The organism is Hoylesella buccalis ATCC 35310 (assembly GCF_025151385.1).
In the GTDB taxonomy this organism is placed as follows: domain Bacteria; phylum Bacteroidota; class Bacteroidia; order Bacteroidales; family Bacteroidaceae; genus Prevotella; species Prevotella buccalis.
In genome coordinates this window covers 348,294-361,478 of the sequence record NZ_CP102287.1, presented here as the reverse complement: position 1 = coordinate 361,478, position 13,185 = coordinate 348,294, and the positions used below count along the sequence as shown (strand labels likewise).

Sequence of the window (13,185 nt, the reverse complement as noted above, 5' to 3'; positions counted from 1 at the left end):
CATGGGTTTGAGGTCCAAAGTCAATGAGTTTGCAGAGCAAGGACAATGCTATCGATAAATATTTTTATTGTTAGCTGATATTCAATGGTTTACAAAGAAACGACGGGCTGTCAATCCCGTGCATTTCATACCCTTGCAATACACTCGGCATCAGGTTGCTTGTAAATCACCTGCGTTCAAGAAAATTGTGAACGACTGTCAAAAAAAAATCCACTCACTTGAGAAGTTGATGCTCAAATGAGTGGATATGATTATTTCAATAATCTGGAAGAATTACCACAAATCCAAGCGGTTTTTCTTCGGAATAAAGAGCTTGTCGCCTTCTTTCACGTTGAAAGCCTCGTACCAAGCGTCGATATGAGGCAGTGCGCCATTGACGCGCCACTTGCCCAACGCATGGGGATCACGCTTCACGCGGTTGCGTATTTCCTGCTCGGTGATGTTCTGTCCCCACACGCCTGCATAGGCCAGGAAGAAACGTTGATCGGGGGTAAATCCGTCTTTGGTCTTCAAAGGCTTCTTCGCCGTGGCGTTCTTATAAGCCAGGAAACTAACCTGCAATCCGCCATGGTCGGCCAAGTTCTCACCCAACGTGAAGCGTCCGTTGGCCTTGAGGTCGGGCAAAACATTGATATTGGAGAAGAAATCGGCATACATGTCGGCTCGCTCGTTGAAGCCTTTCGCATCGTTGGCAGTCCACCAATCGTTCATATTGCCATTGGCATCGTACTGACGACCTTGGTCATCGAATCCGTGCGTCATCTCATGACCAATCACCACGCCTATGGCACCATAGTTGAAGGCCTCATCGGCCTTAGGGTCGAAGAACGGATATTGCAGGATTCCCGCTGGGAAACAAATCTCGTTGGTGGTGGGATTGTAGTAGGCGTTCACGGTTTGCGGTGTCATGAACCACTCATCACGGTCGACTGGCTTACCAGCACGCTCGGCAATATGATTTTCGTGTGCGAACTGGCGGCATGCCATGACGTTCTCATAGAACGACTTAGCGGGGTCGATATTCAACTTAGAATAATCGCGCCACTTGTTAGGATAACCGATTTTGACATAGAATTTATCCAACTTCTTATGTGCTTCGGCCTTGGTTGTATCGCTCATCCATGTTTGTGCATCAATACGTTGGCCCAATGCAATTTGCAGATTGCGCACCAAGTTCTCCATCTTCTTTTTAGAACTCTCGGGGAAATAACGGTCTACATACATCTTGCCGAGTGCCTCGCCCATTTGCGCCTCAACCTGATTGGTGGCACGTTTCCACAGCGGATAATCCTCCTTGCGACCACTCATGGTCTTACCGAAGAAGTTGAAGTTGGCCTCACGGATTGCATCGGTGAGATAGCTTGATGAAGACATGATGACATCCCACTCCATCAACGCGCGCAAATCGTCGGCAGTGGCAGCAGCCGAGAGCTTGTCATATCCTTCCAAGAATGACGGTTGGCCGACAACCATCGTCTGGATGTACTCACTCTTCACGCCCTCCGCATTAGCCATGCCTTCAAGGTTGATGTTGGGGTAATTGGCCTTGAACTCTTTCAAGGTCATCTTGTTGTAGTTGGCTTGTGGGTCGCGAAGCTCCGTCATGCTCTTTGAAATCAACGCAAGTGCGGTTTCGGTTTTGAAAATGACATCCGCCTTTGCCTGTGCCTGCGCCTCATCGAATCCATAGAGGCTGAACATGCGCGCGATGTGCTTCTTATATTCGTCGCGAATGGCAATGGTGGCCGCATCGTTGTTGAGGTAATAGTCCTTCTGCCCCAATGTCAATCCACCCTGACTGACGTTCAGAATGTTCATCGTCACATTCTTTTCGTCAGCAGCGAAGTAAGAACCGAAAGCGACGCCATATCCCTGAGCCGCATACTTCAATTGCAGTTGTTCCAGATCTTTCTTCGTTTTGGCAGCTTCCATCTCATCCAACAAGGGTTTCACAGGTTTGATGCCCTCTTTGTTTCGACGGTCGGCATCCATGGCGAGCTTGTAGAAGTCGGACAGCTTTTGCTCCATCGTACCTTTCTTATACGTCTTCTTCTGCAACTCACCCAAGATGGTGTTTATTCGCTTGTTGTTATCTTCGGCCAACTGGTCGAAGCTGCCAAAGCGCGAATAAGCAGCCGGCAGCGGATGTTTCTTCTGCCATCCGCCCGTGGCAAACTGGTAAAAATCATCGGCTGGGCGGACAGACTTGTCAAAGTTAGCCTCGACAAGTCCCGATTTTGATTGTGCCATCCCCATCGAGGGTGCCACCATCAACATCATGATTGGAAATAAATGTTTCATAAGTTTTAATGTATTTTAGTTTACGAGTTTACAAGTTTACGAGTTTACGAGTTAACAAGTTGATAGTTCAAAGTTCAAACCACAAAGTTCAAAGTTCAAAGTTCAAAGTTCAAAGTTTCTCCATTTTCTCATTAAGCTCCATCCATCGTTCGTTTTCCGCATCCAATGCTCGTTGAATAGAAGTATATTCAGTAACCAACTCCATGTTAGACGCATTTTCTGGTTGTGAGAGAATGGTGTTTAGTTCGGTGATACGCTTTTCCATGGAAGCAATTTTAGCTTCACTCTCCTCGATGCTCCGTTTTAGTTTGCGTACTTTCTTTTGCTGTTCCTTCCGCTGGAGATATTCTTCAGCCCCACTCTTTTCTGTTTTTGAAGCAGCTTGCAATGGTTGTGATGCACTTGACTGTGCGTTTGTGTGCAAAAGAGAATCGATGCTATGGTTGTCAGCGTCATCACCCATTGCCTGTGCATGACTGCGGATGAAGTCGTAGATGCCACCTAAATGTTCTTTCACCTGGCCGCCACCGAACTCGTAAACCTTGCTCACCAGGCCATCGAGGAAGTCGCGGTCGTGGCTCACCAATATCACCGTGCCATCGAAAGCCTGTATGGCCTCCTTCAAAACATCTTTTGATGGCATGTCCAAATGGTTGGTAGGCTCGTCAAGAATGAGCAGGTTGACGGGTTGCAAGAGTAAGCGTATCATCGCCAACCGGCTGCGTTCGCCACCCGATAACACCTTAACCTTCTTCTCAGACGTTTCGCCACCGAACATAAACGCACCCAACAGGTCGTTGATTTTCAGTCGCATGTCACCCGTTGCTACACGGTCAATCGTTTCGTAAATCGTCAGTTCCTCATCCAGCAGCTGTGCTTGGTTCTGCGCAAAATAGCCTATCTGCACGTTGTGACCCACCTTCAGGGTGCCAGTATACGAAATCTCACCCATGATACATTTGACCAAGGTAGATTTACCTTCGCCATTTTTACCGACAAAGGCAACCTTTTCCCCACGTTTAAGGGTGAAAGTAACGTCTTTAAACACCGTATGAGAGCCATAATCTTTACGAAGTTCATCACAAATAATAGGGTAATCGCCACTTCGAAGGCATGGAGGAAACTTCAAGTGCATGCGTTTGTTATCAACCTCATCGACCTCGATGAGTTCTAACTTTTCCAGTTGACGGATGCGCTGTTGCACCTGAACGGCCTTGGTTGCTTGATAACGGAAACGCTCAATGAAGGCTTTTGTGTCGGCTATTTCTTTTTGTTGGTTTTCATAGGCGCGCAGTTGTTGCTCTCTACGCTCGGCGCGCAACACGACATATTGATCGTATTTAACTTTATAGTCTTCGATATGGCCACAAGTAATCTCTATCGTACGGTTAGTTACATTATTGATGAAAGCACGGTCGTGACTGACCAGCACCACTGCTTTGGCTGATTGAGCGAGAAATTGTTCCAGCCATTGTATCGACTCAATGTCGAGATGATTGGTTGGTTCGTCCAGCAACAGCACGTCAGGGCGACGCAACAAAATCTTCGCCAGTTCGATTCGCATGCGCCAACCACCAGAGAACTCGGACGTGGGACGGTCAAAATCTTCCTGAGTGAAGCCCAGTCCGGTAAGTGTCCGCTCCATTTCGGCCTCATAATTCTCACCGCCCATCATCAAATAGCGATCATGTTCCTGCGTAAACTTCTCGACCAGTTCCATGTACGATGCACTCTCATAGTCGGTACGGTTGCCCAATTCGTTCTGCATGTGCTCCAGGTGTTCCTTCATGCGCATGCTATCAGAAAAAGCCTTTCGCGTTTCTTCCTTGACAGTTGTGTCATCGGCTATCTTCATCACCTGCGGAAGATAACCAATGGTGGTGTCATTAGGAACCGAAACGACACCCGCAGTAGGTTTCTGTTGGCCGTTGAGAATCTTGAGTAAGGTAGATTTACCAGCCCCGTTCTTGCCCACCAATGCGATTCTATCACGCTCATTAATGACAAAACTCACGTCGCGGAACAAGGGTTTCACACCAAATTCTACCTTCAAACCTTCTACTGATACCATGAATATCTCGTTAAATTTAGTCGCAAAGTTATTTCATCCTCCTTCAACGCTGCGCTTCTTAACAGCACAATCACGCTTGCTTTTCTTCCTTCTGATTGCGCTTACGAAACTCATTGAAGCATACTAAGATAATCAGTACCACCAACAAAGCAAAGGAAATATACGCGATGGTTTCCGTGCGATTGACCGATTTAGGGAAGAAACTCAATATCACCGTATGCTTACCGGGTTTCACCTGGATGGCACGAAGTATGTAATTAACCCGACCAACCGGTACTTCCTCGCCATCAACCGTGGCCGTCCATTCCGGATAATAAATCTCAGAGAACACCACCACGCCACCTTTGCTCGACTCTACCTGATAGGTTAGTTGATTGGGTTCATACTTCTGTAGCGTTACTACCGATGAATGGTCTTGCGCAACGGCCTCACCAAGTTGTTGTCTGAACTTCTTATCAGCCACAGCCTCAGTACGAAGATTCATCTTTCCGATGCGTTCTATTTCCTGATTGGCATTATCCACATACGTCAATTTATCAACAAACCACGCATTACCAAAGGCGTATGGATTTTTAAGCGGAACGGTTTGTCCGCCCTGCAATGGCATGATAAAGAACTTAGTGTTCAGCATATTCAGCACAGGCGAAATGCTATCGCCATTCAATTGCGTCATGTCGCCCTGAGCATCCATAATCCCTTTCATCAGGTTTTGCATTTCAGGAGCGATATAAGCCTCTATCATTTCCTGATAACGGCGCAACTTAGCTGGATGATAGCCACCAATGCTCTTGTGGAAATAACTGGTTTCGTTCTCGTTAAACGTACTCGTTGAGAGATTCAACACACGATAGTCGAGTTCTTTGGTCTGTAGGATTTGCTTGTCGGTGGGTGTCATTTCGATAGGATTTTCGCGCACACTCTTCTCAACAAACATGCTATCGTACAAATAACGCTTGTTGACAGCCCACATATCTACCAAGCACAACAGGGTAAGACCACCGATGAGCCACGCTGTTCGTATTTTTCTTGCCCTGTAAAGCAGTAAAAATAGGGTACCAATGAGGATAATCACAAACGATCGCCAGCAGTCAGTTGTGAAGATAGCTTGCCGCATGGCACGAAGATTTGTCAACAGCGCACCCTGATATTCGGAAGGAATATTCTTCATAGCCTCCATCTCTGCAGTGGAAATATAGTCGGAGAAGAACACTGTTGGCATCAGGGCAAACAACAAGCAGAACCCAGCAGTGAGGCCAAAGCTGACATATACATATTTCAAGCGTTTGTTCAATAGTTCGGGTTCGTCAATGATTTTCTTCAATGCCATCACGGCCAACAGCGGAATAGTAAACTCTGCGATAACCAATATCGACGCCACGGTTCGGAATTTGGCGTACATGGGCACGTAATCGATGAAGAAATTGGTAAGCGGCATGAAGTTTTTACCCCACGACAGCATGACAGACAGGATGGTAGCTGCCAACAAAGCCCACTTCATAGGCCCTTTCACGATGAACAATCCCAAGATGAAGAGCATCATGACGAATGCGCCAACATACACAGGACCGCTGGTTCCGGGTTGTTCACCCCAATATTGGCCTATCTGTTGATAGATTTCCATGAACTGTGGATCAGCCTTTTTCATGGCGGTTTCGTTCATTGAGAGCGGAACAGACGCACCACCTTTAGCATTAGGTATAAGCAGCGTCCATGTTTCACCAATGCCATAACTCCACTGGGTGATGTAGTCGCGCTCCAAGCCACTATTGGTTTGGTTGGCCGAGTTGGGCTTCACCAGCTCGCTTTTGCCACGCATCGACTCTTGACTGTATTCCCATGTATGATACAGGTTGCTCAGGTTGATGCAGATACCGATGGCAGCGGCGGCGATACACACGGCTGTTGCCTTACCAAACCGTGCCAACTGCTTGTCTTTCACAGCCTGAACCAAGAAAGCGATAACCATGAAGAGGATGATGAACAGATAATAATAGGTCATCTGCACATGATTGGCCTTCACCTCAAAGGCGGTAAACAAGGCCGTCAGGATGAATCCCCAGAGATATTTTCCCCTATAACTAAGCACAATGCCAGCTATCATTGGTGGCAGATAGGCCAAGGCCATCACTTTCCAAATGTGTCCGGCAGCAATGATAATGAAGAAATAACTGGAGAAAGCCCAGATGACAGAACCCAAAACAGCCAACTCCTTGCGGAAATCAAAAGCACGCAACAGGATGTAGAAGCCCAGCAAATAGGCAAACACATACCACACATTTTCGGGCAACCACAGGTGGTAAGCGTTCATCACCTTGCTCAATGTGTCGGTACTTTTGTACGACGGAGCCGTTTGATAGGTGGGCATACCTCCGAACACTGAATTGGTCCATCGGGTTCGTTCACCTGTTCTTTCATAATATTCTGTTTGTTCATGCCCAAGCCCCTTTCCTGCTGAAGCATCATGCTGGAACAGAATACGCCCTTCCAGACTGGCTGGAACGAAGTAAGCGAATGAAATCAAGACGAACAAGACAATGGCGGCGACATCCAACCCATATTTCTTCAAAGCTTCCATGAATAGCTGTTTTATGTTAAGATTTAGGCACAAAGATAGCAAAACTTTACCGTTTACACCTGCCTGTGCAACCATTTTTTGCTACCTTTGCAGCCAAATAGCAAACAACAGTCATGAAAATAGGTATCATTGTGGCCATGGAGAAAGAGTTCACGCAACTCAAATCCTTGCTCGAAGACATGCAGACACAACAGTATCGGCATCTGTCTGTCATCACGGGACGCATTGGACAACACGAAATCGTGATGCAACAATGTGGCATTGGAAAGGTAAATGCTGTCATTGGTGCGGTGGAATTGATAAACCATCATCATCCCAACTTAGTGATATCATCTGGATGTGCGGGTGGTGCAGATGCGTCATTAAGTCCTACCGACGTGGTTGTAAGCACACAATGTTGTTACCACGACGCTTATTGTGGCAAAGAGTGCGAGGCAGGTCAAATCATGGGAATGCCCGCAAGCTACGCCTCTCCTGCCGAATTGGTGCGTAAGGCGTGCGCCATCGACTGCGGAACTAATATTCGCAGCGGTCTCATTGTGAGTGGCGATTGGTTTGTTGACAGCAAAGAGAAGATGCAACAAATACTTTCCTCTTTTCCCACAGCCATGGCTGTTGACATGGAAAGTTGTGCCATTGCCCAAACCTGTTACCTTTATCACACGCCGTTCATCTCCTTCCGCGTAATCAGTGATGTTCCTTTAAAGGATACGAATGCGGCACAGTATTATGATTTTTGGGAACGATTGGCCAACAATTCGTTCCATGTCACTAAAGAGTTTATACAGATAGTGGGATAGTTTACAAGTTTACGAGTTGACAAGTTCACGAGTTGATAGCTTTCTCTGTTGACGAATCAACGATAAAACACATGAATAAAGAAAAGCCATCAACTCGTAAACTTGTCAACTAAAAACTCGTCAACTAACAACTCATTAACTAAAAAACTCACAAACTCATCAACTTAAAAATGAACAAGATTCCCTCATTCACCATCAACCACAACAAATTGTTGCGTGGTATTTATGTAAGTAGGCAAGACGTTGTCGGCTCTGAAGTCATCACTACTTTCGACATCCGCATGAAAGAGCCCAACCGTGAACCCGTGTTACACATCGGCGCCTTGCACACCATCGAGCATTTGGCCGCCACCTATCTGCGCAATGACGCTCAGTGGAAAGACAAAATCGTTTACTGGGGACCCATGGGATGCCTCACCGGCAACTACCTTATTATACATGGCGACCTGAAAAGCAGCGACATTGTCGACTTGATGATACGCACCTTCAGCTTCATTGCCAACTATGAGGGCGAGATTCCCGGCGCACAACCCAAGGATTGTGGCAACTACCTGTTGCACGACCTACCCATGGCGAAACTTGAATCACGCAAATTCCTTGAAGAAGTATTGCTGAATATTGAAGACAAGAACCTTGTTTATCCAGAATAATTTCCTACAACATTATAAAATAGCCTCTTTCCTATAAATCTCTTTCTGACTTAATGTCAGGCCTGAGAAGTCTGCCTGTAAAACGAACGAAAGATAATTTAGTTATCTTGGCAGATAACATAAATTGAAATTGGGATGGTTTGAAAATCTCTAAAAAATAATTTTATATGAAAACTTTTTTTACGTTTTTATTAATGCTTAGCTTGTCTTTTGTGGCATTTGCCCAAAAGAAAACATTTCAAGTAGAAACCGGTATTAACTATCCGATAGGATTGGTAAAAGATGGGAACAAAGAAAACCACATTGGTTTTTATATTAATGGAACATATAATTTTCATAACAACCCACTTAGTGCTAAACTTAAAGTCAGCTATGAGAGCTACACGGTAGTGATGAACGAATATACCAATTCACCTTTCAATGGAAGGTCTATTGTGATTTTGCCTGCCCTGAATTATAATTTCCCATTGTCATCACAGGTAGAATTCTATACGGGAGCGGGTGTTGGCGTTACGATTGATAATATGAATAGAGGTGTTTTTAATGAAGGAAGAAAATAGACCTATAGCTCATTTTGCAGGCTGAAAAGTGTCATGCCATTCGATATATACACATGTTTCGCCCATTCAAGATACCTTCAGCACTAAATTGACGATTCAAATTGCTCAATAGCTCATTTTGCAGGCTGAGACATAGGTATCTTTCCGATGTACACTAACTTTATGGGCATTTAAGTTGCCTCAAAATTCAAAGTTAGTATGTTCAAAATGAGATGTCGTGTGTGTGGCAGTACGCATACGAAAAAGAATGGTGTTCGCAAAGGTGTACAACTGTATAAATGTCAGGATTGCGGCTATCAGTTTCGCTCCGGTTTCCAAGTGAGCGATGATGAATTGTGGACTGCTTATCAACAACAGAAGCAGACGATCAACGAACTATCGGTACGCTTCAGGATAAGCCTCTCTACGGTCAAGCGTAGGTTGCATGACATCAAGTGTGAGTGGGTGCAACCTCCACTAAACGGAAGTGGTTTTGTCCATCTGGACGTAACGTATTGGGGTCGAAACTTCGGTGTGCTGCTCGCATTGGATACGGAGAACGGAAAGCCTCTCTATCTGTCCTTTGTAAAGAGCGAGACGGTGAAGGACTATGAAGATGCGGTCGTCAGTATTGAGAAGCGTGGATATGTCATACGCGGTCTAATCATTGACGGGAAAAAGAGCCTCTTCAAGTCTTTCTCCGAGTATCATGTACAGATGTGCCAGTTCCACATGAAGCAGATTGTCAGAAGGTATCTTACGCAGAATCCGAGAATGCTGGCCAGCCGGGATTTAAAGGCTCTTGTGGACAGGCTGCATCGAATCCACGAGGCTGATTTCAGGAGCGAATATCAAGCATGGAAGGAAAAGTGGAAGGGTACGATAGAACACCGCAGCCTGCACAAGGACGGCAGGCTGCATTATACGCACCGACGGTTGAGGTCAGCCATGAACAGCCTTGATTTCTACTCGCCTTATCTCTTTACCTGCCAGCGGGAGGAATGCTGGGGAATGCCCAATACTAACAACAAGATTGAGGGAACATTCACTGACCTGAAGAAAAACTTGAACAATCATAGCGGACTTACACAAGAGAACCGCAAAAGGTTCATCAATGGGTTTTTCTTGGCATTGATAGAAACTCAAAGTATGAAAAAGCAGGAACCACACCCATAGTGGATCCTGCTCATACTTGTCGTTTTATACAATCCTATTCCTCATGGAGTTGCTCCCCAGCAGAGCCCCATTATGCTTCAGACTGCATGGCAAAGGTATATAAACTCTTTGAATATTCTGAATAAAGCCAGCCTGCAATTTGAGCTATTGAACACCTAACTCAAAAAATTAGCCTGCAAAATGAGCTATACGCCAGAAAATACCATGCCATATTCTCACCTCAAGTAGGAGTTAATATCATCAAACATTTCAACATATCAGCTCAATACAGCATTACACAAAAGGATTTTTCCCGCTTGATGATAGGCGTTGGATATATCTTTTAGAACGTCCTGTCAATAAGAAAAACCCCAATAAGTCAGCTACAACTTATTGGAGTTTTCTTTTTGAAGGCCTCTTCATAACAAAATGCGATTCCTTTGTTAGCAGTTAGTAATGGAGGCTTACGTTTTATCTTAACTTCTTCGTCAAGGTGCTGCCATGAAGGGTTTTCACTCGCACAACAACCACTTGCGTGGCAGGAACGTGCAACCTCACGGAATGTTGACCGTGGGCATCAGAGGCGGCAATCAGGGTTCCATCGAGTGCGAACACCTGCACATGTGCCAAGTCCTCGCCCTGCACGTCAATCCAGTTACCACCTCGCATCATGCGTAGCGAGCCTTGTGTTGTGTCTATATGCGTGGTCTCACCTGGATAAACATTGTAAATACTGTTCGTAAACGACACTTCATAGGGAGCGCAGTTCTCGTTCCACAAATCACACTCCACACCGTCTACCATGCCCATCAACGCCAATCTATAGATACGATTGTTGATGACGGGCAAGCTGTCCTTGTTTCTCAACCATCCTGTAACAAAGATTTCATCATCTCCTCCACCCGACAAGTTACATTGCTTTTGGGCACTACCTCCCAAGGCTATGCGTCGGTGAGTTTTCATATCAATCAAGCAAAGCGTCAATTTGCCGTTGTAGGTGGCTTGAGGTGCGAGCGTCATCACCACTCCTATCTTTAGCAATGGATTGCCACTGAGGTCAACGTTCGTGGGAGATATGGAAAATCCACTGTTGTCTTGCACCATGCCCAAAAGTTGTACGAAAAGCTTGTCGCTGGGCTTAGCTGCCTCCACTTGCAACGTAGACGGCTCGTTGCCATGCACCATACTCACCGTGGCGATATTGTCGGCATCATATTGTTTAAGTACTTCTACCTTCAGTTTGTATTCCTTGGACTGCAGATTGTCGGGCAAGTGTATGTCCACCCTCACCTCGGTCTCGGCAAACATCTCAAAGTCCACCACCTCTGCGGTTTGTCCTGAAGCAACCACATGAGTGTCATCATCCACGAGCGATACCCTCACCGTACCATCGAAAGGCCTACCCGTGAGTTTGCGTATCGTCAAGCACAGCGTGGCTTTGTTCCCGGCAGTACACGGTTTGAGCGTATAGGGGTGTGATGCCAATGCGAAAGGTACCTTGTCATCGGGTTTCTCAAATAGGCGCACGCCGTTGCCTTGCACCTGAAAGGCTATGCGTGGTGCCGTTTTCATCTTACACCATGCTCCATAGGTGTCCTTATCCTTGAGGCTGGCGCATACAGCTTGCAAATAGTAGATTCCATCGGCAAGGTCTTCAAGATTCATCGTAAACGTGCATGCATCGTCAATCAGCTGTCCCGATTGCAGCACGCCACCGTTATATTTGCCGCGTTCTGCGGTGTATCCGCCTTTGTCGTGCCATGCCGATGGCACCACTTTAACTTGTTTGCCCTGCTCATTGTACACGCCCAAGCCAACATCTCCGGCAAACGTTCCGTCGGCTTGGTTCTTAAAGTGGTGATAGCTAACCGTCATGGGTTGCCGTTTGTTAGTGGGCATGCTGCCAACTACGGTCATATTGCCCTCCGAGTTGAAACACAAGTTGGGGGCATCATCAGCAAGTTCGTCATCAATGGGTGCGCTTCCCGGTTTGTTGGGATGCACCAAAACTATCTGCACCTGCTTGTTAAAGGAGAGAGGCTTGCCGCCAAACTCCTGTCCTGTGGAGGCAAGGTTCAGTGCAGTGACGGAGAAGTAGCCGTCGCCACCGCCTCCCCAACCAAAGTTCATGTGAAACAGGTTGTCCTTATCTACACCGTCTACCACCCATGCGTGTCCGCTACCGCCCGACTTCACGCTGCCGCTGATATACACGGGAAAGCCGTTTTCTATCTCCTTGCGCAATATCTGGGTGAAAGCAGCTGCGCCCTCATCAGACTTGTTGAGCATGGAAGTGGAATAATTGAAGTACGTTTTCAGTGCCTTGGCTGCCATGAAGGTTTGTGCACCACTGGATGTGGGACTGTATTGCATGTTCACCGACACGCCCACATCACGCATGAGCAGTGCCACGGCGTCGCAAGCCTCCGCATTGTCAAGTGCCGTGCGTGTGTTGTATCTGGGCAACATCTTGTCCCATGGGTATACCGACTGACTGAAGTCCACACTCATCATGCGGTTGTCAGAGCGCACTACATACGAGTAGCTACCCTCTCCCCGCTCTGGCCAGCGATGATAATACATGATTTGCGCCACTGCCGTAGCCACGCATCCTGTGTATTTGTACCCCGTAAGACGACTGTAAGGGTCGTCTTGATTCCATGCCGTTGTGAGCAACGGAGCCACCTCCTTTCGGTTGGGAGGCGTAGTGGTAACGGTAGCTCTTGTGCCAGGTTGCCTTTGCAATTGGTGAAAGGCGTCACGGTAGGCGCTCAGCAGGAATTTAAGCTCCTCGCTTGCACGCAACGTGTCGAGCGTTCCTGTGTGCGAGTAGCCCAACACTTGTCCCATGTCATCATCGCCTGCCACCACCACAAAGCCCCGCCCATGACGGTCGTTATAAATATAATAAGGTGGTGTACCATGCGAAGCTCTCGTAGCATGGCGTTCCGAAAGGCTCACATTGACATATTTGCGGGCAATACTTATCGACTTGTCCACTGTTACTATCTTGCCCAAGGTGGGAATGCTCACCATCGAAGCAAGCACAATGCCCCATAAGGTGGGACTTAACCATCTTTTAATTTTCATTTTT

The 13,185-nt window shown here is 46.7% G+C and carries 8 protein-coding genes; 4 read left to right on the top strand and 4 right to left on the bottom strand.

Annotated elements, in window-relative coordinates; genetic code table 11:
* Positions 1–273: 273 nt before the first annotated feature.
* The 3 genes from NQ518_RS01580 to NQ518_RS01570 all read right to left on the bottom strand — a co-directional run bounded on the left by NQ518_RS01580 (position 274) and on the right by NQ518_RS01570 (position 6,947).
* The gene (locus NQ518_RS01580) at positions 274–2,301 is read right to left on the bottom strand and encodes a M13 family metallopeptidase (protein ID WP_227205644.1); all 2,028 of its coding nucleotides are present in this window, start codon (positions 2,299–2,301) and stop codon (positions 274–276) included.
* Between the two features lie 109 nt (positions 2,302–2,410).
* Positions 2,411–4,372, bottom strand: coding sequence for a ribosomal protection-like ABC-F family protein (abc-f, locus tag NQ518_RS01575; protein ID WP_227205646.1), 1,962 nt, complete (start codon positions 4,370–4,372; stop codon positions 2,411–2,413).
* 70 nt (positions 4,373–4,442) lie between these two features.
* The gene (locus NQ518_RS01570) at positions 4,443–6,947 is read right to left on the bottom strand and encodes a YfhO family protein (protein WP_227961042.1); all 2,505 of its coding nucleotides are present in this window, start codon (positions 6,945–6,947) and stop codon (positions 4,443–4,445) included.
* A gap of 113 nt (positions 6,948–7,060) precedes the next feature.
* Between NQ518_RS01570 and NQ518_RS01565 the strand changes: the two genes are divergently transcribed.
* The 4 genes from NQ518_RS01565 to NQ518_RS01550 all read left to right on the top strand — a co-directional run bounded on the left by NQ518_RS01565 (position 7,061) and on the right by NQ518_RS01550 (position 10,112).
* Positions 7,061–7,747, top strand: a complete 687-nt coding sequence (locus NQ518_RS01565; RefSeq protein WP_227205650.1) for a 5'-methylthioadenosine/adenosylhomocysteine nucleosidase — start codon at positions 7,061–7,063, stop codon at positions 7,745–7,747.
* A gap of 170 nt (positions 7,748–7,917) precedes the next feature.
* A complete protein-coding gene (locus tag NQ518_RS01560; RefSeq protein ID WP_227205652.1) occupies positions 7,918–8,397 on the top strand; it encodes an S-ribosylhomocysteine lyase in 480 nt (159 codons plus the stop codon).
* Between the two features lie 167 nt (positions 8,398–8,564).
* Positions 8,565–8,957: an outer membrane beta-barrel protein gene (locus NQ518_RS01555; protein WP_227961044.1), complete on the top strand. Its 393-nt coding sequence runs from the start codon at positions 8,565–8,567 to the stop codon at positions 8,955–8,957.
* Between the two features lie 198 nt (positions 8,958–9,155).
* Positions 9,156–10,112 carry an IS256 family transposase, variant Zn-binding type gene (locus tag NQ518_RS01550; protein WP_227960240.1) on the top strand — a complete coding sequence of 319 codons (957 nt, stop codon included), beginning with the start codon at positions 9,156–9,158 and terminating at the stop codon, positions 10,110–10,112.
* A 450-nt stretch (positions 10,113–10,562) separates the two neighbouring features.
* Here NQ518_RS01550 and NQ518_RS01545 read toward each other — a convergent pair whose 3' ends face one another.
* Positions 10,563–13,181 carry a C10 family peptidase gene (locus NQ518_RS01545; protein ID WP_227205656.1) on the bottom strand — a complete coding sequence of 873 codons (2,619 nt, stop codon included), beginning with the start codon at positions 13,179–13,181 and terminating at the stop codon, positions 10,563–10,565.
* Positions 13,182–13,185 lie beyond the last annotated feature (4 nt).